A 26,386-nucleotide genomic window follows, 5' to 3' on the forward strand; every position below is an offset into this window, starting at 1 on the left:
GCCGGTCCGATCCGGCCGCCCCTCACGCCCGCCGTGCCGCCAGCCAGGCGTCCTCCGCCGCGTAGTCGAAGAGGTCGCCGTAGTTCCCGAACATCTTCGGGTACGCCTCCCGGCCAGCCGCTCCTCGATCTCCGGCAGGGTCTCGGCGTACTCGACCACCGGACGGTAGCCCAGCTCCCGCCGCGCCGCCGTCATGTCGCACACGACGGGCACGGGCACCGACCACGGAGTGTCACCCACGCCGCCCGCCGGCGGGCCGTCCAGCAGCACGTCCCCGGTCTCCACGCCCATCACCGCGTCGATCGCCGCCCCGATCTCCGCCACCGTCGGCGCCTCGTCGTCGACCGCGTTCAGGACGCGCGTGCCCGGCCGCGGCGCCGCCAGCCGGATCAGCTCGGCGATGTTGTGCACGCTCGCCGGGTGGAAGCGGCTCGCACCGCCGTACGCGAGGACGCGCCGTCGCCGGCCGTCCACGGTGGTCAGGGGCCACTGGGCGACCGCAGGTCCTTCCCCGAAGAGAGGACCGACCGTGACCTCGGACCCCGACCTGCTGTGGCTCCGCTGCGCTCACCTGGGTCGCGTCCTGCTGCGGCTGGTAGATGAAGAGCCAGGTCAGAAGGCTGACCGGCACAAGAACCGTGGGCGAACGGCTGATCGAAACGGTGGCTGACGCGGCCACCGGCAAGCGTGACTTCCAACTGCTCGCAGGACTCCCCGCCACCTTCACCGACGGCCGTGACGAACAAGCAGTCATTCTCTTCCGCTTGCCCACCTACGAAGGCAGGCAGGCCAGCCGTCGGCCTTTTCAGCCAAGTAGGGAAGTACGCCATGCACTGATTCTTCTCGCCGGACGTTCTGCCCTGCCGCACGCCACGTGCGGGGATGCCTTCCGTTGGGCATCCGAAAACGCTGTCGGAAGCGATGACGCCAAGGGCGGCGATGATCCGTAGCCGCGGTCGCGCCCGAGCTCGCCGCACGTCCAGGCCGTGGGCTTCGACGCGGACACCGGCCGCCTGGACGCCGCCCCCGACGCTCCCGCGTACGGCACGAAGCTGCGCTGGAGCGCACAGAAGCTGATCGCCGCCCTCGCCGCGATCCCGGAGGCCATCCGGCGGGCCCATGACGCCGCCGCCACGCCGACCACACGGGCGAGTTCTACAGCTGCAGCGCCTCCCTGCCGCGGTTCCCGTTGCCCCCGGTCCAGGTGGGGCTCGGAGTGCTGCGGCCCCGGATGGCGGAACTCGCCGGTGAGCTGGCCGACGTGGCCATCACCTGGCTGACCCCCGCCGCCTACCTGCGGGACACCGTGGTGCCCGCGCTGCGGGCCGGCGCCGACAAGGCGGGGCGCGCGGTGCCGCGAGTCGTGGTGATCGTGCCGGTGGCGCTCACCGGCACGGGGCGCGAGGCGACCGAGCTGGCGCTGGCCAGCAACGCTGGGCACATGCAGCTCCCCCACTACGCGGACATGCTCGGCCGCTCCGGCATCGACGTCGACATGAAGGCGGACCCGGAGGCCAGCGGCAAAGCGCTGGTCGGCGGGGACGCCTTCCTCTTCGGCGACGCCGACGAACTGCGCGGCAAGTTCGAGGCGTTCACGGCCGCCGGCGTCGACGAGATCGTCCTCAACGTCACCGGCGTGGCGATGACCGAGGGCCCCGCGGCGGCGCTGCGGGAGCTGGAGACACTGCTGCGGCTGGTGGACGCCGCATGACGGCGCGACGTCCCCTCCACGAGGCCGCGGTGCCCGGCGCCGGGGAGCCCGCGCCCGCCGCGCAGGTGCCGCCCTTCGGCTTCTCCCGGCTGCTGATCGTCGTCACCGGTTCCGCCTCGGCCGTGGGGCTGCCGCAGTGGCTCAGCTGGCTACGCCAGGAGTACCCGGGACTGACCGTGCGCGTGGTGATGAGCCGCAGCGCGGAGCGGTTCGTCACGCCGATGTCGCTCGGACTGCGGCTCCAGGAGGACGTGGAGATCGACGCCTGGGAGGAGTGCCGGCGGGCCCGCCACGTGGAGTACGCCGAGTGGGCCGAGGCGGTCCTCGTCTACCCAGCGACCTTCCACTTCACGGCCCGCCTGGCGCTCGGCCTGGCCGACACGCCGGTGCTCCTGGCCCTCCAGTGCACGGACGCGCTGGTTGCGCTCGCCCCCTCGCTGCCGCCCGGCGGCCTCGACAGCCCCGCGTTCCGCTCCCACTGGGCCACCCTGGCCGCCCGGCTCAACGTCGTCCTGGTGCCACCGGACCAGGGGTACAGCCTGACCACGGGACGCGAGGACGGCTGGGTGCCGCCACCCCTGACCGAGGCGCTGCGCCGCCTGGAGGACCGCAGGACGGAACGCGAACGGGAACGGGAGCGCGCACGCCGTGCCGTGGCAGGCGGCCCCCTGGCGGCGGACGAACCGGCGGCGCACGAGTGGACCACCGGACACCCGGCGGCACCGGCGGACGGAGCACGGGCATGAGCGGCACCTCCCCCACGCGGGCGGCGGCACCCGAGCCGGCCCCGGGCGAAGGGACCGAGGTGCGCCGGGAGTTCGGCACCGACCTGCTGCGCACCGTGGTGGCCGGCGGCCCCGGGCAGGGGTACACCTGGCTCCGGCGCCCCGGCCCGCAGGCGCCCGCGCCCTTCGCCGCGTCCAGCCTCCTGCCGCGACCGCCCCTGCCGGCGTCGGGCCCCGGCGCCGTCCGCTGGGCCACCGGCACCGAAGGACCTGAGCCCGGTGCCCGCCGCTATCTGGTGCGCGGCCCGGAGGCGATCGCCCGCCGGCTGCTGCACCACGGCCCGGACGAGGACATGGCCGCCGTCCTGCACGGCGTCGGCCGGCTGCTGCGGACCCTCCACGAGACGCCCGTCCCGCCGGACCTGGCCGCACGCCTTGACGACCGTCCGCGCGGTCTGGTCCGCTTCACCGACTGGCTGGCGGGCCGGTCACCGAGCCCGCGGGCCGCGTACGCCGAAGCGCTGCTGCGCCCCCGTCTGGGAGAGACGCGCATGGCCGCGCTGCACGCGCTGCGCGCGCGGATCACCGAGGACCCGGAGCGGGTGCTCAGCCACGGCGCCCCCACCCTCGGCTCGATCGTCCCGGCGGCGGGAGAGGCGGGCGCCGACCTGCTGATCGGTGAGGACCTGTGCCGGGCGCCCTGGTACGTCGACGTCGGCTGGACGCTGGGCGAGCTGGTGGAACTCAAGTGGTACCGGGGCGACGGCAACGCGCAGTGGCCGCACCTGCTCGAGGCGTTCTTTCAGGGGTACGGGCGCGACCTCGGGGACTCTTGGAAGCACCTGGCCGCCCTGCGCATCCTGCTCCACCTGCACGACTACACGGCCTACGTGGGCTGGGACGAGAAGACCTTCGAGAAGTACTCGGGCTTCGTGATGTACCTGCTGGACCTGTGAGCCGGACCCCTGGAGAGCACCACATGATCGGCACACCGGACACCCTCGACACGGCGGCGGGCGAGGCCGTGCTGCACAAGCGGACCCTGCCCAACGGTCTGCGCGTCGTGCTGGCCCCGCACTGGCCGACCCCGCGCACGGCCGTCGCCGTGCACTACGGCGTCGGGTTCCGGTCCGAACGCCCCGGCCAGGAGGGGATGGCCCACCTTTTCGAGCACCTGATGTTCCGGGGAAGCGAGAGCCTCCCCGACGGCAGCTTCTGGGACGCGCTGCACCCGCTGGCCGGCACGGCGAATGGCACGACGCACCAGGACTACACGGACTACTTCCAGACGGTCCCCGCCCACGCCCTGGAGCAGGCTCTGTTCCGCGAGGCGGACCGGATGCGCGCGCCCCGCTTCACCACGGCGGAGTTGTCCTCGCAACTCGTCGAGGTGGCCCGCGAGATCGACCACATGAGGGACGGGCGCCCGTACGGCGGTTTTCCCTGGCCCCTGCTGCCCCGGGTCATGTTCCGCGCGTTCGCCAACGCGCACGACGGCTACGGCGACCCCCGGCTGCTGCGCCGGGTCACCGTCGAGGATTGCGTGCGTTTCTTCGACGCCCACTACGCGCCCTCCAACGCCGTGCTGACGGTGGTCGGGCCGCACGCGCCGGACACCGTGTGGCGCCTGGTGGAGCACCACTTCGGCGACATCCCGGCCCGTGCGGTGGCCGGGTCGCCCCCGTTGGACGAACCGGAGCGCGCGCGGGACAGGACAGCGCACCACACGGACCTCCGTGCGAGGCGCACCGCCGTCGCCGTGGGCTACCGCCTGCCCGATCCGCTGGCCGAACTGCCCGCGTACGTCACCCACATGGTGCTGGCCGAACTCACCGGGCGGCCGGGGGAGCCGGGCTCCCCCGGCCCCGCGGCGGCCCCGGTCGCCGCGGGCTGCGGCTTCTTCGGCGCACTCGACGCCGCCGCGCCGGACGCCCTGCTGGTCACGTCGATCCTGCCGCCCGGCCGGGCTCCGGAGGACTTCACACGCGGCCTCACCGAGTGGTGGTCCGGGCTCAGTGACCCGCGGGCCGGGGTCCGGCCGCAGACGGTGGCGTCCGCGGCCCGCTCCCTGGCCTCCCGTCACCGGCGTGAACACGCCGACCTCCAGCAGCGCTGCCGGGCGCTCGGCCGCCTCGAACTCCTCCACGGCCGTGCGGAACTGGTCGACGAGATACCGGAGCTGATCGCCCGCGTCGGTGGGGACGGCGCCGACCGCGCCGAGGGGGCCGACCGGATCGCGGCGGCGGCCGCCGCTCTGGCTGAGGCGCACCGGGCGATCCTGGTCGTCGGCCCGGCCGAGTCCTGCCCGGCGGCACTCACCGCCCCCTCCACGCGCCCGGCACCGGCCGAGACCTCCGCCGGGCGGGACACCGGGGCCTCGGCACCCACACGACCGACGCCTGTCGGCCCTCCGGCCAGCCAGGACACCGAGACCCCGGAACCCGCACGGCAGACCCAGACGGAAACACCCGCCGCCGACAAGGACACCGGACAGCCACGACCCGCACAACCGACACCCGCCGACCCCCCGGCCAGCCAGAACACTGGATCCCTGGAACCCGTACAGCAGACCCAGGCCGAAACTCCCGCCGGCAACCCCACCGGGTCCCCCGACCCCGTACCAGGGCCGGCCGAACCCCCCGCCGGTACGGTCACCGGGACTGCGGGGCCCGCGCGTCCGCGGGCGGTCTCCGCCGTGGAGCTGGGCCGTACTCCCGCCGGGCCGCGGCGGATGCCGGCGCTCGGTGAGCCGGTGGCGCCCGCGTTCGAGGGTGCCCGCGAGACCACCCTGGACAGTGGCCTGCGCCTGATGGCCGTATCGGACCGGCGTGCCGGGCTTGTCGAGATGCGGCTGAGGGTGCCGCTGGGGCCCGCCGGGTGGCGCGACGCGCAGACGGCGGCACGGCTGCTGCGTGCCGTCGGGCGGGCGAGCCGGGCCACGGAGCGGGCGGCGGCCCTCGGCGGCCGCTTCCACCTGACCACTGGGGGCCAGTGGGCCGACATCAGCGGCTGGGCCCCGGTCGGCGCGCTGCCGGGCCTGCTGGGCGTCCTGGCGGACGTGCTGGACCCGGCCCGGCTGCCGGACGCCTTCGAGCGGTCCGCCACGCCGCCGCCACGCCTGACGCCGGAGCAGTGCATGGACGCGGCACTGCGCGCGCACTGGCTCGCGCGGCACGGCCGCACCGCGGCGGAGGAATCCGCCACCGCCACCGCAGTCCCTGCCGCCCTGCACCGTGCGCTGCTGTCCCCGCGGGACGCGGCCCTGGTCCTCGTCGGTGACCTGCGGCCCGAGCACGCCCTGGCGGAGGCCGCCCGGGCTCTTGCCGGCTGGACCGCTCCCGCCCCGGCCCCCGCCCGCGCGCCCGCGGGCTCGCCGGCGGGACCGGCCGGGAACGCGCCGACGGGCACCGGAAGCCACGCCCCCGACGTCCTCGTCGTGCCGCAGCCCTCCGGCGGGCCTGCGCACCTCACCCTCTGCGCCCCCGAACCCCCCGGCACGGGCCGGGACGACCCCGCCCGCTACCTCGCCACCGCCCTGCTCGGCGGGCACCTCGGAGCGCGCCTCGCCGAACGCTGCCGCCGGCTCGGCCGCGCCGGGCACGTCATGTTCGCGGCCCGGGACGTCCTCGCCGACCTGCCCCGGGCGCTGGTGCGGGTCACCGCGCCGCGCCCGGCGCTGGCCGAGGCGGTGCGCGACGTCCGTGAGGAGGCCGCCCTCCTGGCCGCCGTACCGCCCGCGCCGTACTCCACGCTGGAGCACCCGCGCCCCTGGGACCGCGACGCCCTGCTCGCCCTCGTCGGCCTGACCGACCAGGCACAGCAGCGGGTCTCCAGCCTCTCCGGGGGCCAGCGCCGCCGCCTCGATATCGCCCTCGGCGTGGTCGGCAGGCCCGAGGTGCTCTTCCTGGACGAACCGACCGTCGGCTTCGACCCGGAGGCCCGCCAGGAGTTCCACGCCCTGGTCAGGGACCTGGCGGTGGCGGAGCACACGATCCTGCTGACCACCCACGACCTCCAGGAGGCCCAGAGGCTGGCCGACCGCGTGCTGATCCTCGTCGGCGGCCGGATCGTCGCCCACGGCACGGTCGACGAACTCGCCCACCGGATCGGCGCGGACGCGGAAGTGACGTGGACGATGGGCGGCACCCGCCACCGCGACCGCACCCCGGACGTCACCGGCTTCCTGCGCCGCCTCTACGAGGAGCACGGGGACGAGGTGAACGACGTGGAGGTCCGGCGGGTCATCCTCGAGGACGTGTACCTGTCGGTCGTCAGGGACGCGGAAGCGGGCCGGACCGACGAGGCCACCCGGCGACTGGAAGGAGCGGCCCGATGAGTACCGCACACGCCGAGACCGGCACGTCACCGCCGCGCCCCGCGGCGCCTGCACGCCCGGTGCGCGGCACCGTACGGCGGGGTGTGCGCCGGGGCGGCCGGGAGCTGCACCAGATGCTCACCACCCCGCAGGACCTCTGCAGCAACCTCGTGTGGCTGGTCGGCCTGCTGGCCCCGCTCCACCTGCTGCGCGACAACGACCTGGCGGGTACCGGGATGTCCGTCGCAGGTTTCCTGCTGCCCAGCATGATCAGCATGTGCGTGGCCTTCAACGGCATGCTCAGCCTCACCCAGCAGCTGATCGTGGAGCGCCAGGACGGCACCCTGCTCCGCCTCAAGGCGCTCCCGCACGGCATGCCGAGCTACCTCATCGGCAAGATCGTCAACGTCGCCAGCACGGTGCTCATCGCCTGCGCGGTGGTGGTGCTCACCGGTGTCGTCATGCTGCCGGACGTCTCCCTCGGCGACCGGGGCCTGTGGCTCGGGCTGGCCTGGGTGCTGCCGCTCGGCCTGCTGGCCGTGCTGCCCGTCGGCGCGATCCTGGGCTCGCTCATCGAGAGCCCGCGCAACCTCGGTCTGGTCATGGTCCCACTCTTCGGGCTGGCCTCGGTCTCCGGGATCTTCTTCCCGAGCACCCAGCTGCCGGTCTGGCTCCAGCACGTGGCGGAGGTCTTCCCGCTGTACTGGCTCGGCCTCGCCGCCCGCGCGGCGCTGCTGCCCGACTCCGCGGTGAGCGCCGAGATCGGCGATTCCTGGAGGCCCTGGGAGACGGTGGGCGTCCTCGGCCTCTGGGCGGTGGCCGGTCTGCTCCTCGCTCCCGTGGTACTGCGGCGCACGGCCCGCCGGGAGTCCGGCTCCACCATGGCCACGCGCCGCGAACGCGCCCTGAAACGCCCCGTGTGAGCGGCCCGGCGCCCGCACCCGGGACACCCCCGACCCGACAGCGCAGCACACCCGACAGAAAGTGAAGCCACCATGTCCGACCTGGCCCAGGATCTTGCCCTCCTCCTCCTCGACGACGACTCCGGCCGCACCACCGTCGAGGTGGGACGCCGTCACCGTGCCGTCGGTAACGCCATCCTGCTCGATCTCGTACGGGCGGGCCGGATCACCGTGGAGGCCCCCGAGGGCCGGCCCGACAAGGCCCGGCCCGTCGTACGCGACAGTGCCACCACCGGCGACCCCGTCCTCGACGAGGCCCTCGCCGCCCTGGCCGCCAATGACACGAGCTTGGGATGGGCCGCGGAGACGATCGGTCACCGCTCCTGGCGGACGCTGATGGACTCCCTGGTGGCGCGCGGGCTGGTGCGGCACGAGGAGGGCCGCTTCCTCGGCCTGATCCGCCGGGACGCCTGGCCGTCCGCGGACCCGGGGTACGAGGCCCAGCTCGTCACGCGCATCCGTGACGCGGTGGTCGGCGGTCGGCAGCCCGACGAGTCGACCCTGCTGCTGATAATGATCGTGCACGCGATCGGGGCCCTGCCGATGGTGCTGCCCGGCGAGGACAGGAAGGCGATGGGCGAGCGGGCCGAGCAACTGGTCAGGGAGAACGCTGAGAACGGTCCCTGGCGCGCGGCGCTGAAGGGCTTCGAGTCGTCGCTGCTTACCGTGCTCCTGGCGAGCTGAGGACATGCGCGGTACGGACCAGGGCGTGCCGTCGGCCACCGGCGCCGCCGATGTGTTCCTCATCGTCGACCAGCAACTTCCCTCGCCCGACCGGGACTCCGGTTCCCTGCGCCTGTCTCGCCTGATCGGGGAGCTGGCCCGGCTGGGGCCCCGGGTGCTCTTCTTCCCCCTGAACGGGCGGGCCGAGCCGCGGTACAAGGCCGTCCTCGGGGACCTGGGGGCCGCCGTCCTCGCCGATCGGCGAGGACAGGAGAGGTTCCTGCGGGAGCAGGGGCACCGGATCGGTCACGCCCTGCTGTGCCGGCCGCACCCGGCTCTGGAACTTCTCGGAGGGATACGCGACCACGCGCCCGACTGCCTGGTCGTCTACGACACAGTGGACGTCCACTTCCGCAGGCTGGGCCGGCAGGCGGGGCTGGCGGAGGAGCGGGGCCGGGCGGACCGCTTCAAGCTGCGGGCGCAGGCCGAGACCATGCGGGCGCTGGAACTCTTCCTGGTCGGCGAGAGCGACCTGACGCTCGTGGTGTCCGAGGACGAGCGGGACCTGCTCACCTCCCTGGTCCCCGGGACGGACGTCCGAGTGCTGTCCAACATCCACGTCCCGGTGGCGGCCCCGGCCCGCCCCCGGAACGGCGCCCGGGTGCTTTTCGTCGGCCACTACCGGCACACGCCGAACGTCGACGCCGCCCAGTGGCTGGCGCGCGAGATCATGCCGCTGGTCCGCCGCGAGGTCCCGGAGGCGGTGCTGGACCTGGTGGGCAGTTCCGCCCCGGAGTCGGTCACCGGGCTCGCCGGTGGGGGCGTGACGGTGCACGGCTGGGTCGAGGATCTCGCCCCGGTGTACGCCCGTGCCCGGGTGGCGGTGGCGCCCCTGCGGTACGGGGCCGGGGTCAAGGGCAAGGTGGGCGAGGCCGTGGAGCACGACGTGCCGGTCGTGGGCACACCCGTCGCCTTCGAGGGCATGGGCCTGGAACACGACCGCCACGTCCTGATCGGCGAGTCCCCCGCGGAACTCGCGGCGGCCGTCGTCCGCCTGCTCACCGACGACGCCCTGCACACCCGGCTGACCCGAGCGGCGACCGAGCGGGTGTCCGCCCGCTTCAGCCCCGAGCGGGCGAGCGCCGTGCTGCGGGACGTCCTGTCGGTCGGGCGGGGGTCTGTCGCATGTGAAGCTTCCCCTTGATCGTGGACACCTGGGGACTGGGACCTGAAGTTCCAGAGGAAGTAGCGCCAGGTGGGAGGCAAGTGCACGAAGCGGTACACAGAGGAATTCAAGCGGGACGCGATCGCGCTCGTCGACTCCTCGGGCAGGACGGTCACGGCTATCGCCCGGGAACTCGGCATCAGCTCGGAGTCCCTGCGCGGCTGGTACCGCCGGGCCAAGGCCGCCCGGGCCAAGGCCGCCCGGGGCGAGCTGACCAGCGCCGAGCGCGAGGAACTGCGCCGGCTGCGCAGAGAGAACCGCGAGCAGCAGCAGACGATCGAGATCCTGAAAGCAGCGACGGCCTTCTTCGTGAAGGAGAACGACCGGTGACCGCGTTGTACCGGTTGATCACGAGCCGACCGAGGACGAAAAGTCCGCGGCGTGGCGCGGCACCGGCGGATAAGGAGTGGGATCGGCCATCACCTTGCGGCCACGGCCGACAGGCGGCGTTCGGGGCTGATCGGGCGGGGGCGTCCTGCGAGTACCTGCTACGGACGTGGCCCTCCACCCAAGACCCGCTGGCCTGCGCTGTCCACCCTTCGACGGGCCACGGGGGCCGTCCGACCGCCGGTCTCTGTCCACAGGTCTGCGGGTGTGAGCTGCTTTCATGACTGAAGAAGAGAAGGCAGCGCAGGCGGCCAGGACGCGCGCCAAGACTTGAGGCCGCGGCCGCGCTCGAGGACGCCCGGCTACGCCGACAGGGCCGCGTCGTCCTACCGGTCGCAGGCCACCGCGCGTACGTCTCCGGGCCAGCCCGCGTCCCGGCCGCCGCTTCGCGAGAGGGCCGTCACCTCCCAGCCGTCCCGGGTCGGCGCCCCCACCGCCACCCGTCCGATCTGTCCCGTCGCCCCGAGTACCACAGAACGTGTCATGCGGCGACCGTAGGGGCAGGACCGGCCGTCGGGCTACGTTCTTCTGCCGACGGCAGAGGGGGTGCCCGTAGTGCCCTACCTGTGCGGTCGCCGGGGGAACCTCGGTCCCTTCGCCGCCTTCTCGGCCTCCTCCGCCTTCACGTCGGCCGCGTACCGGTCCACGTACTCCTGCCCCGACAGCGACAGGATCGCGTACATGATCTCGTCGGTGACGGCGCGCAGCACGGCCTTCTCGCCCTCCAGCCCCTCGTAACGGGAGAAGTCGAGCGGTTCGCCGAACCGGATCACCACGGGGTGCAGTCTGGGGATCCTCCGGCCCGGGGGCTGCGCCTCGAAGGTGCCGATCATCGCGCAGGGCACCACCGGCACCCCGGCCCGCAGCGCCATCACCGCGACACCGACCTTGCCCTTGTAGAGCCGCCCGTCGTGCGAGCGGGTGCCCTCCGGATAGACGCCGAGCAGCTCGTCTCTGGACAGGACGCCCAGGCCCTCGCGGATCGCGGCCCGGCCCGCCTCCTTGCCGGAGCGGTCCACGGGGATCTGCCCGGCGCTGCGGAAGAAGAACGCGGTCAGCCGGCCCTTGAGGCCCGGGCCGGTGAAGTACTCGGCCTTGGCGAGGAAGGTGATGCGGCGCCGGAGCACCGCGGGCATCAGGAAGTGGTCCGAGAAGGAGAGATGGTTTCCCGCGACGATGGCCGCCCCCGACGCCGGGACGTGGTCCAGGCCCTCGATCCGGGGACGGAAGAGCAGCCGCAGCAGGGGGCCCAGCAGCACGTACTTGAGGACGTAGTAGAACAAGGCGTCGCTCCTCACCCCGGCGGGACGGCTCGTCGCCGTGTTCTCACTGGTCAACCGGCGTCTGCCGGGCTGCCAGTCTAGGTGCGGGCCGGGCCGTCCGGAACCGGACGTGCCCGGCCCGTGGCCGCGTCGTGGGGTCACGGCCCCGGCACCTCGGTGCCGTCAGAACTTCGGCGTCGGCGCCTGCGCCTCGACGATCTCAGCCGCCTCCTCGTCGGTCTGCACCGACGGCGGGGACCCCTCCAGGGGCTGCTGCGCCGTCTCCTTCATGCAGGCCACGGCCACGACACCGACCAGGGCCGCGGCCATGGCGTAGTACGCGGGCATCATGTCGGAACCGGTCACGCTGATCAGGGCGGTGATGACCAGCGGCGTGGTGCCGCCGAACAGGGAGGCGGACAGGTTGTAGCCGACCGACAGGGACCCGTACCGGACGTTGGTCGGGAACATGGCCGGAAGCGCCGCCGACATCGTGCCGAGCAGACAGACCAGGGACAGGCCGAGCATCAGCATGCCGACCGAGACGGCGAGCAGGCTGCCGTCCTGCACCAGGACGAAGGCCGGGGCGGACAGCACGAAGAACCCGATCATGCCGGTCATGAGCAGCGGCTTGCGGCCGAAGCGGTCGGAGAGCCGGCCGATCTGGTTGATGATCAGCATCAGCAGCACCATCGTCGCGACCAGGATCATCAGGCCGTGGCTCTCGCTGTAGTGCAGCTCGTCCGACAGGTATGTCGGCATGTACGACAGCAGCATGTAGTCGGTGATGTTGTACGCGCCGACCAGCGCGATGCACAGGATCAGCATGCGCCAGTGCGTGCGGAAGATCTTCGCGAGATCGCCCCGGGCAGTGGTCTCCACCGCGGTCGCCGCCTCCGAGATGTGGACGTTGGAGTCCTGCAGCTGCAGGAAGGCGGGCGTGTCGTCCAGCTTCAGCCGCAGGTAGACACCGACGATGCCGAGCGGCGCCGCGACGAGGAACGGGATGCGCCACCCCCAGGCGTCCATGGTGTCGCTGCCCAGCCAGGCCGTCAGAGCGGTGACGAGACTGGCGGCACCGGTGTACCCGGCCAGCGTGCCCAGCTCCAGGAAGCTGCCGAAGAACCCGCGCCGCTTGTCGGGCGCGTACTCGGCGATGAAGGTGGAGGCGCCGCCGTACTCGCCGCCGGTCGAGAAGCCTTGCAGCAGGCGGAACAGGATCAGCAGCACCGGGGCCCAGAAACCGATGGAGTCGTAGCCGGGAATGAGCCCGATGGCGGCGGTGCCGATCGCCATGAGGATCATCGTCAGGGCCAGTACCTTCTTGCGGCCGATCTTGTCGCCCATGGGCCCGAAGACCATGCCGCCGAGCGGGCGCACCAGGAACGCCACGGCGAACGTGGCGAACGAGGAGAGCAACTGCGCCGTGTCACTGCCGGACGGGAAGAAGACGCGGCCGATGGTGCCCGCCAGATAGGCGTAGATGCCGAAGTCGAACCACTCCATGGCATTGCCGAGCGAGGCCGCCTTCACGGCCCTCTTGACCGCGGCCTCGTCCGTGACCGTGATGTCCGACCGGCGCAGTCGGGGGTTCTGCCGGCGCCTGATGGCCCGGAACAGGGCCGGGTGGCGGCGGATCGCCGCGGCGTCGGATTCCTGGCCGTTCTCGGTGGGGGACGTGGCGGCCTCCCTTTCCACGTGCAGACGCCCGGACGGGGCACTGCTCGGTCGTACGATTCTCGGCTCGTACCCGTTCCCCCGATCATGCTGGGTATGGCCGTGACGTCGGTCATGTGGTTGGGCCGATGAGGTGAGCGGGCGAACCGATTAGGCTTCGCACATGCGGATCGCCGTCTCCTCCGACATGGACGAACCCGTCGCCCGCCTCCTCGTCGAGGAGCTGCGCGGACGCGGACACGAGGTGCTGACGCACGGAGCCCTGAGCCCCGGGACGGACCCCCGGTGGGCGGTGTGCTCCGAGCGGGCGGCGCGCGAGGTCGCCGACGGCGCCGCCGACCAGGCGGTGGTGTGCTGCTGGACCGGCACCGGCGCGTCCATCGCCGCGAACAAGGTGCCGGGCGTACGGGCGGCCCTGTGCACCGACGCGTACACGGCGGACGGGGCCCGCCGCTGGAACGACGCGAACGTACTCGCGCTCAGCCTGCGGCTGACCTCGGGGCCGCTGCTGGGGGAAATCCTCGAAGCCTGGTTCGCGGGTGCGCCCAGCGAGGAAGCGGAGGACCGGGGCAACGTGACGTACGTGGAGCGGCTCGACCGGGGTCGAGCCGCTCCGTAGCCGCGCTCAGGACGCGGTGAGGACCTTCTCCAGCGTCCCGAGCGCCCCGCGCAGTTCCTCGGCGGTGACGGTCAGCGGCGGGGCCAGGCGGATCGTGGAGCCGTGGGTGTCCTTGACGAGGACGCCCTCACGCATCAGGCGCTCGCTGACCTCGCGGCCGGTGCCGAGCGCCGGGTCGACGTCGACGCCCGCCCACAGTCCGCGCGCCCGGAAACGGACCACGCCCTTGCCCACCAGAGCGTCCAGACCCTCGCGCAGCACCTCGCCCAGTTCGGTCGCCCGGCGCTGGAACTCGCCGGTCTCCAGCAGCTCCACCACCGCCGTGCCCACCGCGGCCGCCAGCGGATTGCCGCCGAACGTGGAGCCGTGCTCGCCCGGGTGCAGCACCCCCAGCACCTCCCTGCTGCCGACCACCGCCGAGACCGGCACGATGCCGCCGCCCAGAGCCTTGCCGAGCAGCACCACGTCCGGCACAACCGATTCGTGCTCGACGGCGAGGGTGTGCCCCGTGCGGCCCAGCCCCGACTGGATCTCGTCCGCGACGAACAGGCACCCGGCCCGGCGAGTCAGCTCCCGCACACCCGCCAGATAGCCGTCGTCCGGGATGTTGACGCCCGCCTCGCCCTGGATCGGCTCGATCAGCACGGCCGCCGTCGTCTCGTCGACCGCCGCTTCCAGGGCGGCCAGGTCGTTGTACGGCACGACCCGGAAGCCCGGTGTGAAGGGGCCGAAGCCCGAGCGGGCCGTCTCGTCGGTGGAGAAACTGACGATCGTCGTCGTACGCCCGTGGAAGTTTTCCGCCGCGACCACGATCGTCGCCCGGTCGGCCGGTACGCCCTTGACGTCGTAGGCCCACTTGCGGGCCACCTTGATGCCGCTCTCCACCGCCTCCGCGCCGGTGTTCATCGGCAGCACCATGTCCGTGCCGGTCAGCGCCGACAGCCGCTCGGCGAACTCCGCGAGCCGGTCGTTGTGGAAGGCGCGGGAGGTGAGGGTCAGCCGGTCCAGCTGGCGGTGGGCGGCGTCGATCAGCGCCGGGTGGCGGTGGCCGAAGTTGAGCGCCGAGTAACCGGCCAGCATGTCGAGGTAGCGGCGGCCCTCCACGTCCTCGACCCAGGCGCCCTCGGCGCGGGCCACCACGACGGGCAGGGGGTGGTAGTTGTGCGCGAGGACGGGCTCCTCGGCGCGGATCAGTTCCTCGGAGCCGCGGTCGGTGCGGACGGGTGCGGTCATGAGCGGGTCTCCCGGATCTCCTGGGTGCAGCACTTGATGCCGCCACCGGCCTTGTGGAACTCGGACAGATCGACGGGGACGGGGACGTAACCGCAACCGCTGAGCCGGTCGGCGAGTTCCCCGGCCCCGGGCGAGATGAACACGTTGCGTCCGTCGGAGACGGAGTTCAGCCCGAACGCCATGGCGTCCTCGCGGGTGGCGATCACCGCGTGCGGGTAGAGCCGCCCCAACACCTCACGGCTGCCGGGCGAGAAGGCCCCCGGGTAGTACGCCACGTTCTCCTCGTCGAGCACGAACAGCGCCGTGTCCAGGTGGTAGAAGTACGGGTCCACCAACGTCAGCGAGATCACCGGCACGCCGAAGAACTCCTGCGCCTCCCGGTGCGCCTCGGGGGTCGTGCGGAACCCCGTGCCGGCCAGGATCCACCGCCCGGCCGGGACCAGGTCCCCCTCGCCCTCGCAGACCGCCTCGGGATGCTGGACCTCGAAGCCCTCCGTCTTGAACCACGCCTCGTAGGCCACGGACTCGCCCCGGCGCTCGGGCGCGTGGAAGTGCGAGCCGAGGACCCGGCCCTCGACCACCACCGCGCAGTTCGCGGCGAACACCATGTCGGGCAGCCCCGGGACCGGCGCGACGGTGTCCACGGTGTGGCCGTGCGCGCGGTAGACGTCGACCAGTGCCTGCCACTGGTCCAGGGCGCGGATGACGTCGACCGGTCGGCCGGTGCTCATCCACGGGTTGATCGCGTACTGCACGGCGAAGTGTCTGGGTTCGCAGACCAAGAAGCGCCGCCGGCGCGGCACACGGTTCTCGGGCACAGAGGGGTACCTCCGCTCCTCACGGTGTGTTACTGGGGGTTGACACCACGGTAGGAAGCGGCGACCGAGCCCGACAAGTGACGAGGGCTGCGCATTCGCGCATAATCGCTGCGTTGTTCACGAGGTCAGCGCACGTCTGTTGCGCCTTCCGGGGCGAGGAGGCCGGTTCCTGCCTCCGGACTGTCCGGGATCAGGTGGGACAGCACCATCACACTGATCGTCTTGCGGATGAACGGCTCCGCACGGATGCGCTCCAGCACCTCCTCGAAGTGCTCCACGTCCCGCGCCCGCACGTGCAGCAGCGCGTCCGCACCGCCCGTCACCGTCATCGCAGCCGTGATCTCCGGATAGCCGCGCACCACCTCGGCAAGCCGCCTGGGCGGCGCCGCCCCCTCGCAGTACACCTCGACGTACGCCTCGGTGCGCCAACCCAGCGCCGAGGGCCGCACCGTGGCCGTGAACCCGGTGATCACGCCGGTCTCGCGCAACCGGTCCACCCGGCGCTTGACCGCCGTCGAGGACAGCCCGATCTCCGCGCCGATCTCGGCGAAGGACGTCCTGGCGTTGGCCATCAGGGCGGTGACGATCTTCCGGTCGAGTTCGTCGAACGGGGTGGGCCTGCTGTTCATGCGGGCACTGTATCCAGCAGATACGTCCACGTCGGGGGCGTGTTCAGGCGTACGGATTGCTCCTACACTCCACGTTCATGCTGCGCGCCCTGGCTGTCGACGACGAACGCCCCACGCTCGAGGAACTCGTGTACCTGCTGAACGCCGATCCTCGCATCGGCACGGCGGAGGGCGCGGGCGACGCGACCGAGGCGTTGCGCCGCATCAACCGGGCCCTGGAGTCGGGCCCGGACGGGCCGGACGCCATCGACGTCGTCTTCCTCGACATCCAGATGCCGGGGCTCGACGGACTGGACCTCGCCCGGCTGCTGACCGGGTTCGCCCGGCCGCCGCTGGTCGTCTTCGTCACCGCGCACGAGGACTTCGCCGTCCAGGCCTTCGACCTCAAGGCCGTCGACTACGTGCTCAAACCCGTCCGCAGAGAACGGCTGGCGGAAGCGGTCCGCCGGGCCGCCGAACGCCGTGGCACCGCGTCCTCCCCGGCCCCGCGCATCCCCGTGCACGAACCCGACCCCGACCACATCCCCGTGGAGCTCGGCGGCGTCACCCGTTTCGTTCCCGTCGACGACGTCACCCACGTCGAGGCCCAGGGCGACTACGCCCGCCTGCACACCGACAGGGGCAGCCACCTCGTCCGCATTCCCCTGTCCACCCTGGAGGAGCGCTGGCGCGCCCGCGGCTTCGTCCGCATCCACCGCCGCCACCTCGTCGCCCTGCGCCACATCGGCGAACTCCGCCTGGACGCCGGCAGCGTCAGCGTCCTGGTCGGCACCGAGGAACTCCAGGTCAGCCGCCGCCACACCCGCGAACTGCGGGACCTGCTCATGCGGAGGCCGTGAACCGTGCCCCAGGACCCCACCGAACGCCGCGTCACCGTCACCGGCCCGCCCAGGCGCACCGCACGCGCCTCGGGCTACTACCGCCCGCGCACCGAGATCGACGAGCAGACCACCCTCGGCCACACCTACGTCCGCTCCCTCATGCGCAGCCAGCTGCGCGCAGGCCTCGCCGCCCTCGCGGTCCTCGGGCTGCTCGTCGGACCGCTGCCGCTGCTGTTCGCGGCGATGCCCGACGCCCGCCGCCTGGAGTGGGCCGTCCTCGGCTTCGGCCTGTACGCCCCGCTCGTCCTCCTCGCCCGCTGGTACGTGCGCCGCGCCGAACGCAACGAACGCGACTTCGTGCGCCTGGTCGAGGACCGATGATCTCGTCGGACGAGCCCGGGAAGGCGCCGTGAACTCCAGCTACGCCATACCCGCCGTCGCCCTCGTCGTCGTGGCCACCGTCCTCGTCGGCGCCTTCGGCCTGCGCATCTCCCGCACCACCTCGGACTTCTACGTCGCCTCCCGCACCGTCGGCCCGCGTCTGAACGCCGCCGCCATCAGCGGCGAGTACCTCTCCGCCGCGTCCTTCCTCGGCATCGCCGGCCTGGTCCTCGTCCAGGGCCCCGACATGCTCTGGTACCCGGTCGGCTACACCGCCGGCTACCTCGTCCTGCTCCTCTTCGTCGCCGCCCCGCTGCGCCGCTCCGGCGCCTACACGCTGCCCGACTTCGCCGAGGCCCGGCTCGCCTCCCAGGGGGTACGGCGGCTGGCGGGCGCGTTCGTCGTCGGGGTCGGCTGGCTCTACCTGCTGCCCCAGCTCCAGGGCGCCGGACTGACCCTGACCGTACTCAGCGGGGCCCCCGACTGGCTCGGCGGGGTGATCGTCGCCGTCGTCGTCACCGCCATCGTCGCGGCCGGCGGCATGCGCAGCATCACCTTCGTCCAGGCCTTCCAGTACTGGCTGAAGCTCACCGCGCTGCTCGTCCCCGCGCTCTTCCTGAGCCTGGCCTGGCAGGGCGACGGCGCCCCCGGCCGCGCCTTCGAGGAACCGGCCACCTTCCGCGAGCAGCGCTCCGTGCGGGTCGAAGACACGCTCACCCTCAAGCTGGAGCGGCCGCTGACCGTCACCGCCGACGGCACCGTGGACGGCCGCGCCCACGACGGCACCCGTCTCGACCTGCCCACCGGCACCCATCGCATCGAGGCCGGCACCCGCCTCACCTTCGCGAAGGACACCGCCGTCCCGGCCGCCGGACGCCGCGCCGACGACGCCCTGTCCCCCTCCCGGGCGGAGAGCCGCACCGAACGCCCGTTGTACGCCACGTACGGCCTGATCCTCGCCACCTTCCTGGGCACCATGGGTCTGCCGCACGTCGTGGTCCGCTTCTACACCAGTCCGCACGGCGTCGCCGCCCGCCGCACCACCGTCGCCGTCCTCGGGCTGATCGGCGCCTTCTACCTGCTGCCGCCCGTCTACGGAGCCCTCGGCCGCCTCTACGCCCCCGAGCTGACGCTCACCGGGGACGCCGACGCCGCCGTCCTGCTGCTGCCCGACCGGGTGATCGGGGGAGTGGGCGGCGACCTGCTGGGCGCCCTGGTCGCGGGCGGTGCCTTCGCCGCGTTCCTGTCCACCGCGTCCGGGCTGACCATGGCGGTCGCGGGCGTCCTCACCCAGGACGTGCTGCCGTCCCGGGGCGTACCGCACTTCCGGCTCGGCACGGTCCTCGCCATGGCGGTTCCACTGGCGGCGAGCGCGCTGGTCGGCGGGCTGCCGATCGCCGACGCGGTGGGCCTCGCATTCGCGGTCTCCGCCTCCTCCTTCTGCCCGCTGCTGGTCCTCGGCATCTGGTGGCGGCGGCTGACCCCGCCCGGCGCGGCGGCCGGGATGCTGGTGGGCGGCGGCTCCGCGCTGCTCGCCGTCGCCGCCACCATGGGCGGCTTGCCTGGCGGCGGCGGTGCGCTGCACGCGCTGCTGGCCTGGCCGGCGCTGTGGTCGGTGCCGCTGGGCTTCCTCACCATGGTGCTGGTCTCGCTGGCCACCCAGGCACGGGTACCGGCCGGGACGGCGGCGATCCTGGCCCGCTTCCACCTGCCGGAGGAGCTGCGCAAGGAGGTGACGCCGTGAGCGGCTCCGTGAGCGGCTTCCTGGCCGGTCTGGCCGTCGCCCTGCTGCCCCTGCTGGCCGCGGGCTTCTGGCTGGGCCGGCGCACGGCCCGACCGCAGCACCTCGGCGGGCTCGGCACCCCCGTCGAGCACGCCACCTTCCAGACCCTGCACACCGCCTCCCTGGCCACACCTCCGCTGCGTGCCGGACTGACCGAGGAGACGGCCGGCAAGTCCGCCCGCAAGTTGCGCTCGCTGCTCGGCACGGACGCGCTGTGCCTGACCGACCTCAAGGAGGTCCTGGTCTGGGACGGCGTGGGCGCCCACCACCGCACCGAGATCATGGAACGCCTGGCCGGCCCGCTGGAGACCGGCCGCGGCGAGGCATTCCCCCTCACCTGCGACAGCCCCGACTGCTCGGTGCGCTGGGCGGTCGTCGCCCCGCTCACCGTCGACGACCGCGTGCACGGAGCCCTGGTCGCCTGCGCGCCCCGCGAGTCCGCCGTCCTGGTCCGGGCCGCCGGGGAGGTGGCCCGCTGGGTCTCCGTCCAGCTGGAACTGGCCGACCTCGACCAGTCCCGCACCCGGCTCATCGAGGCAGAGATCAGGGCCCTGCGGGCGCAGATCTCCCCGCACTTCATCTTCAACTCGCTCGCGGTGATCGCGTCCTTCGTGCGCACCGACCCCGAGCGCGCCCGCGAGCTGCTGCTGGAGTTCGCCGACTTCACCCGCTACTCGTTCCGCCGGCACGGCGACTTCACCACCCTCGCCGACGAGCTGCACGCCATCGACCACTACCTGGCCCTCGTACGCGCCCGCTTCGGCGACCGCCTCTCCGTCACCCTCCAGGTCGCCCCGGAGGTGCTGCCGGTCGCCCTGCCCTTCCTCTGTCTCCAGCCCTTGGTCGAGAACGCCGTCAAGCACGGGCTGGAGGGCAAGTCCGACCGCTGCCGCATCCAGATCACCGCGCAGGACGCGGGCGCCGAGGCCCTGGTCGTCATCGAGGACGACGGCGCGGGCATGGACCCCGACCTGCTGCGCCGCATTCTGGCGCGCGAGGTCAGCCCGTCGGGCGGCATCGGGCTGTCCAACGTCGACGACCGCCTCCGCCAGGTCTACGGGGACGACCACTGCCTCGTGATCGAGACGGCCGTCGGCGCGGGCATGAAGATCACCGTCCGGCTGCCGAAATACCAGCCGGGCGTGCACTCGGCGGGCCGTGTCGGCCGCGAGTGAGCGGTGTGCGAGCGTCCCGCACGGGACTCAGGCGCTGCTTGTGGCGACCATCCCCACGGTGATCAGTCCCAGCACGACCCAGCCGAACCACAGCCAGCCGTTGCTCCCAAGCGCCACCGTGTAGGCCGTCACCGCGACCAGACCTCCGATGGTGAGCGCCCCCATCGTCTTCGTCGAACTGTCCGTGGAACCGGGCATCGCAACACCCTCCTCATGGTCCGTTCCCCTCCATGGTGCCCCCGTTCTGCCTCCCTACGGTGCAGACGACGAGATGTGACCCGGATTTCCAGGCGCCGGCGGCCGTCCGGGAGCCGGACTCGTACAGGGAGGGGTCGAATCCGTAGTCGCGGGGCGGAACCTTTCGCGCGCACGCCTGGTCCGCCGCGGAGGGCGCCTCGGCGAGGGTGACGCCCTCGGCCAGCCGGGTGAAACCCAGCACCTGGGCGTCGTACCGGCCGCCGCAGGACACCAGTCGGACCTCCCGCGCGGAACGCACGTCCAGGCAGTCCCGGCGCTGCATGGTGGCGGTGTCCGCGAACACCGAGCCGACCTCCCGGTGCCGGCCCAGCGGCCCGTACACCGGCCCGTGCGCCCCCAGCACCAGACAGGCGGTGTGCCGCCGGGCGGTCCCGAAACCGTCCTCGGCCGGCACGACCGCCACGCTGCGTACGCCGGCCAGCCGGGCCCGGACCTCCCGCGTCCGCTCCTCGCACCTGGCCGGCCCCAGCTCGCGGGCCTCCGCGGCGGAGGACGCGGGTACGAACGCCATCACCTGGCCGTCGGGTGCCCTGCCGCGACAGTCCGCGTCCACGGTGAGGCGCGGCGTCCCCGCGAAACGAGTCCCGCCCGGCCAGCGGGCGCGCACGCAGTCCCCGTACTCCAGCGGCGCCACGAGCCCCGCGGCACCGCCGTACGGCCTCCCGGTCCCGTCGGCCCCCCGGTCGGCCAGGGCGTACCAGACGCCGCTCAGGGCGAGCACCGCACCGAGCCCGCCGGCCAGGGCGGCCCGCGAGCAGCCTCTCCAGCAGCGGGCCGAGCGCACCGGCCCGAACCGGCGGAACGGGTGCGTCGAGGCCGGAGGGCTCGCGGCCCTCGACGGCGTAGTGGAGCGTGCGGCCCAGCGAGCGCAGCCCGTCGCCGTGCCCGGGCCGGGCCGGGCCCCGGTCCGTCAACAGGATGCGCCCGTACGGCGCACCCGTGCGGTCCGGCGCCGAGAGGATGCCGGCCGGCTCCACGCGGAGCTCCCACCCGGTGGCCGTAGCGTCGAGCACGGCGAGCCCTATCCGGGCGCACTCGGCCGGGGCCAGCGGACCACACCGGACCACCAACTGCCTCAGGCTGACGGCGCCGGGGACGTGCTCCATGACGATCCACGGGACGCCGTCGTGCTCCACCACGTCATGAACGGTGACCACGTGCGGATGGGTACGCCCGCCCGGCAGGTTCCGGGCGCCGGTGCGGGCGGCCCGCAGCGCGACCTCGCCGCCCATCAGCTGATCGTGGGCGAGCCACACGTGCACCCCGCCACGGCCGAGCGGACGCAGCAGCAGATAGCGGTCGGCCACGACCTGGCCCGGAAAGACGTGACGCGACATACCGCTCCCCCCGGGCGGTTCCTCCGACGCGCCACATGCTACTGAACGGCGACGCCGTTCAGCCGCCGCGTGTGTTCAGCGAGGCCAGATAGGCGTTGTACGCCTCGAGTTCCTTGTCGCCGTCGCGGTCGGCGGCCCGGTCCTTGCGCCGCGCCTGCCGCTCCTCGGAGGCGTACCACTGGAACAGCAGGGCGAGCAGCACCAGCACGGACGGGACCTCGCTGAAGGCCCAGGCGATGCCGCCGGCCGCGTTCTGGTCGGACAGGGAGTCGATGCCGAGCGAGGCGGGCGGGTTCTCGAACGTCTCGACCATGGGGGAGGAGGCCATCATCAGCGCGATGCCGAAGAACGCGTGGAACGGCATGCCCGCGAACAGCTCCAGCATCCGCATCACGTAGCCCGGCCGGTGCGGGCCCGGGTCCACGCCCATGATCGGCCAGAAGAACACCAGCCCGACGGCGAGGAAGTGCACCATCATCCCGATGTGCCCGACCTTGGAACCCATCAGGAAGTCGAAGAGGGGGGTGAAGTACAGCGCGTACAGGCTCGCGATGAACAGCGGGATGGTGAACGCGGGGTGCGTGATGATCCGCATGTAGCGGCTGTGCAACAGCATCAGCAGCAGCTCGCGGGGGCCCTTGCGGCCACGGCCCGCCGTGGGCAGTGCGCGCAGGGTCAGGGTGATCGGCGCGCCGAGCAGCAGCAGGATCGGCGACACCATGCTGATGATCATGTGCTGGACCATGTGCACGCTGAACATGACCATGCCGTAGTCGTTGAGCTTGGTGCACATCATCAGCAGTACGCTCAGCACACCGGCGACGAAGGACACGGTCCGGCCGACCGGCCATTTGTCACCGCGCCGGGTCAGCCGGACGACACCCCAGCCGTACAGCGCCAGTGCCAGGAGACAGGCGATGAGGAAGAAGGGGTCCGCCGACCACGCGAGACCTCGCCCCAGCGTGAACGGCGGCAGATCCGTCATCATGCCGTGCCCGCTGTGATCCATCCGCCGGCTCCTGTTTCGTGGGGGTTGAGCGCGGTTGAGCGCCGTCTGTCCGAAGCAAGACTAGAACCGCCCCCGGTCACTGTTGTGACCGGGGGCGGTGAAGCGCCCCGTCAGGGGCGCGGAGAACTGCGCGAGCGACCAGGCACCGGCCGTGGACGGCGTGTCACGGCAACCTCAGAGCACGCACTCCGCCTCCGCGTACCGCGCATCCGGCACCGTCTTGAGAGACTCCACCGCCTCGGCCAAGGGCACCATCCTGATGTCCGTCCCGCGCAGCGCCGTCATCATCCCGAACTCACCACGGTGCACCGCCTCCACCGCGTGCCACCCGAACCGCGTCGCCAGCACCCGGTCGTACGCCGTGGGCGTCCCGCCCCGCTGGACGTGCCCGAGGATGACCGGCCGCGCCTCCTTGCCGAGCCGCTCCTCCAGCTCGATCGAGAGCTGGCGGGCGATGCCGGCGAAGCGCTCGTGGCCGTAGACGTCCTTGCCGCCCTCGTCGAAGTCCATCGTGCCGGGCTTAGGCTTGGCGCCTTCCGCGGCGACCACGATCGCGAACCGCTTGCCCGCCGAGAACCGCTCGCCGACCTTGGCGGTCAGCTCCTCGATGTCGAAGGGCCGTTCCGGGACGACCACGGCGTGGGCGCCGGCGGCCATGCCCGAGTGCAACGCGATCCAGCCGGTGTGACGGCCCATGACCTCGACGATGAGCACCCGCTGGTGGGACTCGGCGGTGGTCTTCAGGCGGTCCAGGGCCTCGGTGGCGACGGTGACGGCCGTGTCGAAGCCGAAGGTGACGTCGGTGACCGCTATGTCGTTGTCGATGGTCTTCGGCACGCCGACGATCGGCAGCCCGTTGTCGGACAGCAGCCGGGCCGCCTTGAGCGTGCCCTCGCCGCCGATCGGGATGATCGCGTCCAGGCCCAGTTCCTCGACATGTCCGCGGGCGCGTTCCACGCCGTCCCGAAGGTGCTCGGGGCGGACCCGGGAGGAGCCGAGGATGGTGCCGCCGCGGGCGAGTATGCCGCCGACCGCGTCGAGGTCGAGCTTGAGGCAGTCGCACTCCAGCAGGCCCTTCCAGCCGTCCCGGAAGCCGATGACCTCGTCGCCGTGGTCGACGACGGCACGGTGCACGACGGACCGGATGACGGCGTTCAGGCCGGGGCAGTCGCCGCCGGACGTGAGGACACCAATGCGCATAGCCCGAAATACCTTCTCAAGTGGCACGGGTCCGGACCGCGCTGTCCGGCTCGATCTCCGCCACCCTAGCGGCATCGGGGGGCGGGACCGAACCGTGCGTCCGCCTACTGGACGTGCCCGCTCACCTGTGCGGATGACGCATCAGACGGGCCGTCCCGGTGGGTGCCGGGCAGGCGTCGGGCAGCCGTCAGGTGGGCTGCTGCGCCGCCGCGATGCGCTCGTTGCGGAGCGCCTCGTACCACCGGTCGTCGGTCGGCGGCAGCGCGTTCACGTCCAGGGCCAGCTTCAGCAGCAGGTCCGCGACCTGCGGGTTGCGCGCCAGTACCGGGCCGTGCATGTACGTGCCGAAGACCGTGTCGTTGTACGCGCCCTCCGTGCCGTCCCCGGTGCCGTTGCCGTTGCCGAAGTGGACCTGGGCGAGCGGGCGGGCGCCGGGGCCCAGGTGGGTGACGCCCTGGTGGTTCTCGAAGCCGGTCAGCGGGGGCAGGCCCAGGCGCGGGTCGATGTCGCCGAGGACGTCGCCGACGCACCGGGCGCCCTCCCCGCGCGTGGAGACCACGTCGAGCAGGCCCAGGCCCGGCTCGCGCTGGCCCAGGTCGTTGATGAACTCGTGGCCCAGGATCTGGTAGCCGGCGCAGACGGAGAAGACGATGGCGCCGTTCCCCACCGCCCGGTGCAGTCCGCCGTCGCGGCGCAGCCGCTCGGCCGCGAGCCGCTGTGGGCGGTCCTCGCCGCCGCCGATGAGGTAGATGTCGCCGGAGGTCGGGATCGGCTGGTCGCTGCGCACGTCGAGCCGGGCCACGTCGAGGCCGCGCTGCCGCGCCCGGCGCTCCACGACGAGGGCGTTGCCCTGGTCGCCGTACGTGCTGAGCAGGTCCGGGTAGATCCAGACGATGCGCAGTTGGTTGTCGCTCACGAGAGTCCCCTGAAGTTACGCGGTCAGTTGCCGACGCGGCGGCGCAGGTCCTGGAAGGCGGTGTAGTTCGCGATGACCTCGATCCGGCCGGGCGGGCACAGCGACACCGCCTGGTCGAGGTCCTCGCACACCTGGAACTGCTGGTTCGCGACCTCCAGGCGCACCGCGAGGTCCAGCTTCCGGTCGCCGATCACGCAGATCGGGTGGCCGCTCAGCCGGGTGTAGTCCACGTCCCACAGCCAGGACGTGTCGGTGCCGTCGGCGCCGCGCGCGTTCACCGAGAGGATCACCGGCGCGGGCGGCGGGTCGATAAGGGAGAAGGTCTCCAGCCAGCCCGCCGGGTTCTTGGCGAGCAGCAGGCGCAGATCGCGCCCCTGGAACTGGACGACGTCGTAGCGTCCGGCGACCGCCTGCACCTGGTACATGCGCTCCAGGGCGACCTGGGGCGGCACCCCGAAGACGGCGGCGACGGCGGCCGACGAGGCGGCGTTGGCCTTGTTGGCGCGGCCCGGCAGCTGGAGGTGGATCGGCCAGGCGGAGCCGTGCGGGTCGAGGACGTGGTCGCCGGACAGCGCCCAGCTCGGCGTCGGGCGGCGGAAGCCGCACTCGCCGCAGAACCAGTCGTCGCCCGGACGCTGCATCACACCGCCGCATGACGGGCAGGACCAGGCGTCGTCCTTCCACATCTGTCCGGCGGCGACCCAGATCACGTTGGGGGAGGAGGACGCGGCCCACACCACCAACGGGTCGTCGGCGTTGGCGACGATCACGGCCTTCGAACCCGCCAGGCCCTCGCGCCAGTTCTCCGCCAGCATCCGGGTCTCGGCGGCGCGGTCGAGCTGGTCGCGGGAGAGGTTGAGCAGGGCGATGCACTTCGGCTCGGTGGCCTGGGCGACGCCCACGAGGTACTTCTCGTCGACCTCGATGACGCCGAACCGGGCTTCCGAACCGGCCGCGAGGGCCGAGGTGATGCCGGCCGGCATGTTGGCGCCGAGCGCGTTGGACACCACCGGGCCGGCCGCCTTGAGCGCCTCGGCGATGAGCCGGGTGGTGGTGGTCTTGCCGTTGGTCGCCGAGACGAGGGTCACGTCCAGGTGCTGGGCGAGCCGGGCCAGGAGGTCGGGGTCGAGTTTGAGCGCGACCCGGCCACCGATCACCGAACCGCTGCCGCGCCCGGCGGCGCGGGACGCCGCCGCGACCGCCTTGCCCGCGGTCACGGCGATCTTCGCCCGCGGCGTGAGCGGGTCCGAGTTGCCTGTCATCAGTTCTCGATCCTCCTT

The 26,386-nt window shown here is 72.7% G+C and carries 26 protein-coding genes and 2 pseudogenes; 15 read left to right on the top strand and 13 right to left on the bottom strand.

The genetic code is table 11. From position 1 onward, the window contains the following. Positions 1–22: 22 nt before the first annotated feature. Positions 23–474, bottom strand: a pseudogene (locus tag IE142_RS15460) (NAD(P)-dependent oxidoreductase); the annotation flags it as partial. A 125-nt stretch (positions 475–599) separates the two neighbouring features. On the opposite strand from IE142_RS15460, the gene IE142_RS15465 reads away from it, so the two are divergent. The 9 genes from IE142_RS15465 (at position 600) to IE142_RS15505 (ending at position 9,931) form a co-directional block, all read left to right on the top strand. Beyond that, the gene (locus IE142_RS15465; protein WP_191886306.1) at positions 600–950 is read left to right on the top strand and encodes a hypothetical protein; all 351 of its coding nucleotides are present in this window, start codon (positions 600–602) and stop codon (positions 948–950) included. Positions 951–1,174: 224 nt separating this feature from the next. Beyond that, positions 1,175–1,711 (top strand): LLM class flavin-dependent oxidoreductase, encoded by a 537-nt coding sequence (locus IE142_RS15470; protein ID WP_191886476.1) that lies wholly within the window; start codon positions 1,175–1,177, stop codon positions 1,709–1,711. Continuing rightward, positions 1,708–2,457 carry a flavoprotein gene (locus IE142_RS15475; protein ID WP_191886307.1) on the top strand — a complete coding sequence of 250 codons (750 nt, stop codon included), beginning with the start codon at positions 1,708–1,710 and terminating at the stop codon, positions 2,455–2,457. The genes IE142_RS15470 and IE142_RS15475 overlap by 4 nt, the downstream gene beginning before the upstream one ends. Beyond that, complete coding sequence (locus IE142_RS15480) at positions 2,454–3,392, top strand: hypothetical protein (protein ID WP_191886308.1); 939 nt, start codon at positions 2,454–2,456, stop codon at positions 3,390–3,392. Before IE142_RS15475 ends, IE142_RS15480 begins: the two co-directional genes overlap by 4 nt. Before the next feature lie 23 nt (positions 3,393–3,415). After that, complete coding sequence (locus IE142_RS15485; protein WP_191886309.1) at positions 3,416–6,772, top strand: insulinase family protein; 3,357 nt, start codon at positions 3,416–3,418, stop codon at positions 6,770–6,772. Next, entirely contained in the window at positions 6,769–7,674 is a 906-nt protein-coding gene (locus tag IE142_RS15490; protein WP_191886310.1) for an ABC transporter permease, read from the top strand. Before IE142_RS15485 ends, IE142_RS15490 begins: the two co-directional genes overlap by 4 nt. A 72-nt stretch (positions 7,675–7,746) precedes the next feature. Then, on the top strand, positions 7,747–8,397 hold the full coding sequence (locus IE142_RS15495; protein ID WP_191886311.1) for a GOLPH3/VPS74 family protein: 651 nt from the start codon (positions 7,747–7,749) through the stop codon (positions 8,395–8,397). A gap of 4 nt (positions 8,398–8,401) precedes the next feature. Next, complete coding sequence (locus IE142_RS15500) at positions 8,402–9,580, top strand: glycosyltransferase (RefSeq protein WP_191886312.1); 1,179 nt, start codon at positions 8,402–8,404, stop codon at positions 9,578–9,580. 51 nt (positions 9,581–9,631) lie between these two features. Continuing rightward, positions 9,632–9,931 carry a transposase gene (locus IE142_RS15505; protein WP_191886313.1) on the top strand — a complete coding sequence of 100 codons (300 nt, stop codon included), beginning with the start codon at positions 9,632–9,634 and terminating at the stop codon, positions 9,929–9,931. A gap of 386 nt (positions 9,932–10,317) precedes the next feature. Here the strand turns inward: IE142_RS15505 and IE142_RS15510 are convergent. From IE142_RS15510 to proP, 3 genes and pseudogenes are all read right to left on the bottom strand, one after another. Next, a pseudogene (locus tag IE142_RS15510) lies at positions 10,318–10,461 on the bottom strand (NAD(P)-dependent oxidoreductase); the annotation flags it as partial. Positions 10,462–10,548: 87 nt separating this feature from the next. Further along, positions 10,549–11,271: a lysophospholipid acyltransferase family protein gene (locus IE142_RS15515; protein ID WP_191886314.1), complete on the bottom strand. Its 723-nt coding sequence runs from the start codon at positions 11,269–11,271 to the stop codon at positions 10,549–10,551. Positions 11,272–11,433: 162 nt separating this feature from the next. Beyond that, positions 11,434–12,948, bottom strand: a complete 1,515-nt coding sequence (proP, locus tag IE142_RS15520) for a glycine betaine/L-proline transporter ProP (RefSeq protein WP_191886315.1) — start codon at positions 12,946–12,948, stop codon at positions 11,434–11,436. Positions 12,949–13,090: 142 nt separating this feature from the next. Here proP and IE142_RS15525 point away from each other — a divergent pair, with 142 nt between their 5' ends. Continuing rightward, positions 13,091–13,546 (top strand): RpiB/LacA/LacB family sugar-phosphate isomerase, encoded by a 456-nt coding sequence (locus IE142_RS15525; protein WP_191886316.1) that lies wholly within the window; start codon positions 13,091–13,093, stop codon positions 13,544–13,546. Positions 13,547–13,552: 6 nt separating this feature from the next. Here IE142_RS15525 and rocD read toward each other — a convergent pair whose 3' ends face one another. From rocD to IE142_RS15540, 3 genes are all read right to left on the bottom strand, one after another. Then, entirely contained in the window at positions 13,553–14,779 is a 1,227-nt protein-coding gene (rocD, locus tag IE142_RS15530) for an ornithine--oxo-acid transaminase (RefSeq protein WP_191886317.1), read from the bottom strand. Next, the gene (gene ddaH / locus IE142_RS15535; protein ID WP_191886318.1) at positions 14,776–15,597 is read right to left on the bottom strand and encodes a dimethylargininase; all 822 of its coding nucleotides are present in this window, start codon (positions 15,595–15,597) and stop codon (positions 14,776–14,778) included. Before ddaH ends, rocD begins: the two co-directional genes overlap by 4 nt. 125 nt (positions 15,598–15,722) lie before the next feature. Further along, a complete protein-coding gene (locus IE142_RS15540; RefSeq protein WP_191886319.1) occupies positions 15,723–16,226 on the bottom strand; it encodes an Lrp/AsnC family transcriptional regulator in 504 nt (167 codons plus the stop codon). A gap of 77 nt (positions 16,227–16,303) precedes the next feature. Here IE142_RS15540 and IE142_RS15545 point away from each other — a divergent pair, with 77 nt between their 5' ends. Genes IE142_RS15545 through IE142_RS15560 form a run of 4 tightly spaced genes read left to right on the top strand, consistent with a single transcriptional unit; the run spans position 16,304 to position 20,386 of the window. Continuing rightward, positions 16,304–17,065 (top strand): LytR/AlgR family response regulator transcription factor, encoded by a 762-nt coding sequence (locus IE142_RS15545; protein ID WP_191886320.1) that lies wholly within the window; start codon positions 16,304–16,306, stop codon positions 17,063–17,065. Positions 17,066–17,068: 3 nt separating this feature from the next. Further along, positions 17,069–17,428 carry a hypothetical protein gene (locus IE142_RS15550; protein WP_191886321.1) on the top strand — a complete coding sequence of 120 codons (360 nt, stop codon included), beginning with the start codon at positions 17,069–17,071 and terminating at the stop codon, positions 17,426–17,428. A gap of 28 nt (positions 17,429–17,456) precedes the next feature. Further along, on the top strand, positions 17,457–19,172 hold the full coding sequence (locus IE142_RS15555; RefSeq protein WP_191886322.1) for a sodium/solute symporter: 1,716 nt from the start codon (positions 17,457–17,459) through the stop codon (positions 19,170–19,172). A gap of 8 nt (positions 19,173–19,180) precedes the next feature. After that, positions 19,181–20,386, top strand: coding sequence for a sensor histidine kinase (locus IE142_RS15560; RefSeq protein ID WP_191886477.1), 1,206 nt, complete (start codon positions 19,181–19,183; stop codon positions 20,384–20,386). 27 nt (positions 20,387–20,413) lie between these two features. On the opposite strand, the gene IE142_RS15565 is transcribed toward IE142_RS15560, so the two are convergent. Both IE142_RS15565 and IE142_RS37525 read right to left on the bottom strand, forming a co-directional pair. Next, positions 20,414–20,584: a hypothetical protein gene (locus IE142_RS15565; protein ID WP_191886323.1), complete on the bottom strand. Its 171-nt coding sequence runs from the start codon at positions 20,582–20,584 to the stop codon at positions 20,414–20,416. A 13-nt stretch (positions 20,585–20,597) separates the two neighbouring features. Beyond that, positions 20,598–21,428: a septum formation family protein gene (locus tag IE142_RS37525; protein WP_306432555.1), complete on the bottom strand. Its 831-nt coding sequence runs from the start codon at positions 21,426–21,428 to the stop codon at positions 20,598–20,600. A gap of 313 nt (positions 21,429–21,741) precedes the next feature. On the opposite strand from IE142_RS37525, the gene IE142_RS37530 reads away from it, so the two are divergent. After that, positions 21,742–22,026: a hypothetical protein gene (locus IE142_RS37530; protein ID WP_306432556.1), complete on the top strand. Its 285-nt coding sequence runs from the start codon at positions 21,742–21,744 to the stop codon at positions 22,024–22,026. A 13-nt stretch (positions 22,027–22,039) separates the two neighbouring features. On the opposite strand, the gene IE142_RS15575 is transcribed toward IE142_RS37530, so the two are convergent. The 4 genes from IE142_RS15575 to IE142_RS15590 all read right to left on the bottom strand — a co-directional run bounded on the left by IE142_RS15575 (position 22,040) and on the right by IE142_RS15590 (position 26,368). Continuing rightward, entirely contained in the window at positions 22,040–22,990 is a 951-nt protein-coding gene (locus tag IE142_RS15575; RefSeq protein ID WP_191886324.1) for a cytochrome c oxidase assembly protein, read from the bottom strand. Positions 22,991–23,164: 174 nt separating this feature from the next. Next, entirely contained in the window at positions 23,165–24,190 is a 1,026-nt protein-coding gene (locus IE142_RS15580) for a 6-phosphofructokinase (RefSeq protein ID WP_191886325.1), read from the bottom strand. Positions 24,191–24,377: 187 nt separating this feature from the next. Next, positions 24,378–25,106 (bottom strand): type 1 glutamine amidotransferase, encoded by a 729-nt coding sequence (locus IE142_RS15585; protein ID WP_191886326.1) that lies wholly within the window; start codon positions 25,104–25,106, stop codon positions 24,378–24,380. Positions 25,107–25,129: 23 nt separating this feature from the next. Next, positions 25,130–26,368 (bottom strand): Mur ligase family protein, encoded by a 1,239-nt coding sequence (locus IE142_RS15590; RefSeq protein WP_043375571.1) that lies wholly within the window; start codon positions 26,366–26,368, stop codon positions 25,130–25,132. Positions 26,369–26,386: the final 18 nt, after the last annotated feature.

The sequence above is a fragment of the Streptomyces mutabilis genome, from assembly GCF_014649815.1.
GTDB lineage: Bacteria > Actinomycetota > Actinomycetes > Streptomycetales > Streptomycetaceae > Streptomyces > Streptomyces mutabilis.

Coding starts and splice junctions, on each gene's coding strand:
- IE142_RS15500 (WP_191886312.1), top strand. CDS start 8,402: ATGCGCGGTACGGACCAGGGCGTGCCGTCGGCCACCGGCGCCGCCGAT.
- IE142_RS15565 (WP_191886323.1), bottom strand. CDS start 20,584: ATGCCCGGTTCCACGGACAGTTCGACGAAGACGATGGGGGCGCTCACC.
- IE142_RS15475 (WP_191886307.1), top strand. CDS start 1,708: ATGACGGCGCGACGTCCCCTCCACGAGGCCGCGGTGCCCGGCGCCGGG.
- IE142_RS15545 (WP_191886320.1), top strand. CDS start 16,304: ATGCTGCGCGCCCTGGCTGTCGACGACGAACGCCCCACGCTCGAGGAA.
- IE142_RS15590 (WP_043375571.1), bottom strand. CDS start 26,368: ATGACAGGCAACTCGGACCCGCTCACGCCGCGGGCGAAGATCGCCGTG.
- IE142_RS15485 (WP_191886309.1), top strand. CDS start 3,416: ATGATCGGCACACCGGACACCCTCGACACGGCGGCGGGCGAGGCCGTG.
- IE142_RS15575 (WP_191886324.1), bottom strand. CDS start 22,990: ATGGATCACAGCGGGCACGGCATGATGACGGATCTGCCGCCGTTCACG.
- rocD (WP_191886317.1), bottom strand. CDS start 14,779: ATGACCGCACCCGTCCGCACCGACCGCGGCTCCGAGGAACTGATCCGC.
- IE142_RS15525 (WP_191886316.1), top strand. CDS start 13,091: ATGCGGATCGCCGTCTCCTCCGACATGGACGAACCCGTCGCCCGCCTC.
- IE142_RS15490 (WP_191886310.1), top strand. CDS start 6,769: ATGAGTACCGCACACGCCGAGACCGGCACGTCACCGCCGCGCCCCGCG.
- IE142_RS15580 (WP_191886325.1), bottom strand. CDS start 24,190: ATGCGCATTGGTGTCCTCACGTCCGGCGGCGACTGCCCCGGCCTGAAC.
- IE142_RS15465 (WP_191886306.1), top strand. CDS start 600: ATGAAGAGCCAGGTCAGAAGGCTGACCGGCACAAGAACCGTGGGCGAA.
- IE142_RS15540 (WP_191886319.1), bottom strand. CDS start 16,226: ATGAACAGCAGGCCCACCCCGTTCGACGAACTCGACCGGAAGATCGTC.
- IE142_RS15480 (WP_191886308.1), top strand. CDS start 2,454: ATGAGCGGCACCTCCCCCACGCGGGCGGCGGCACCCGAGCCGGCCCCG.
- IE142_RS15495 (WP_191886311.1), top strand. CDS start 7,747: ATGTCCGACCTGGCCCAGGATCTTGCCCTCCTCCTCCTCGACGACGAC.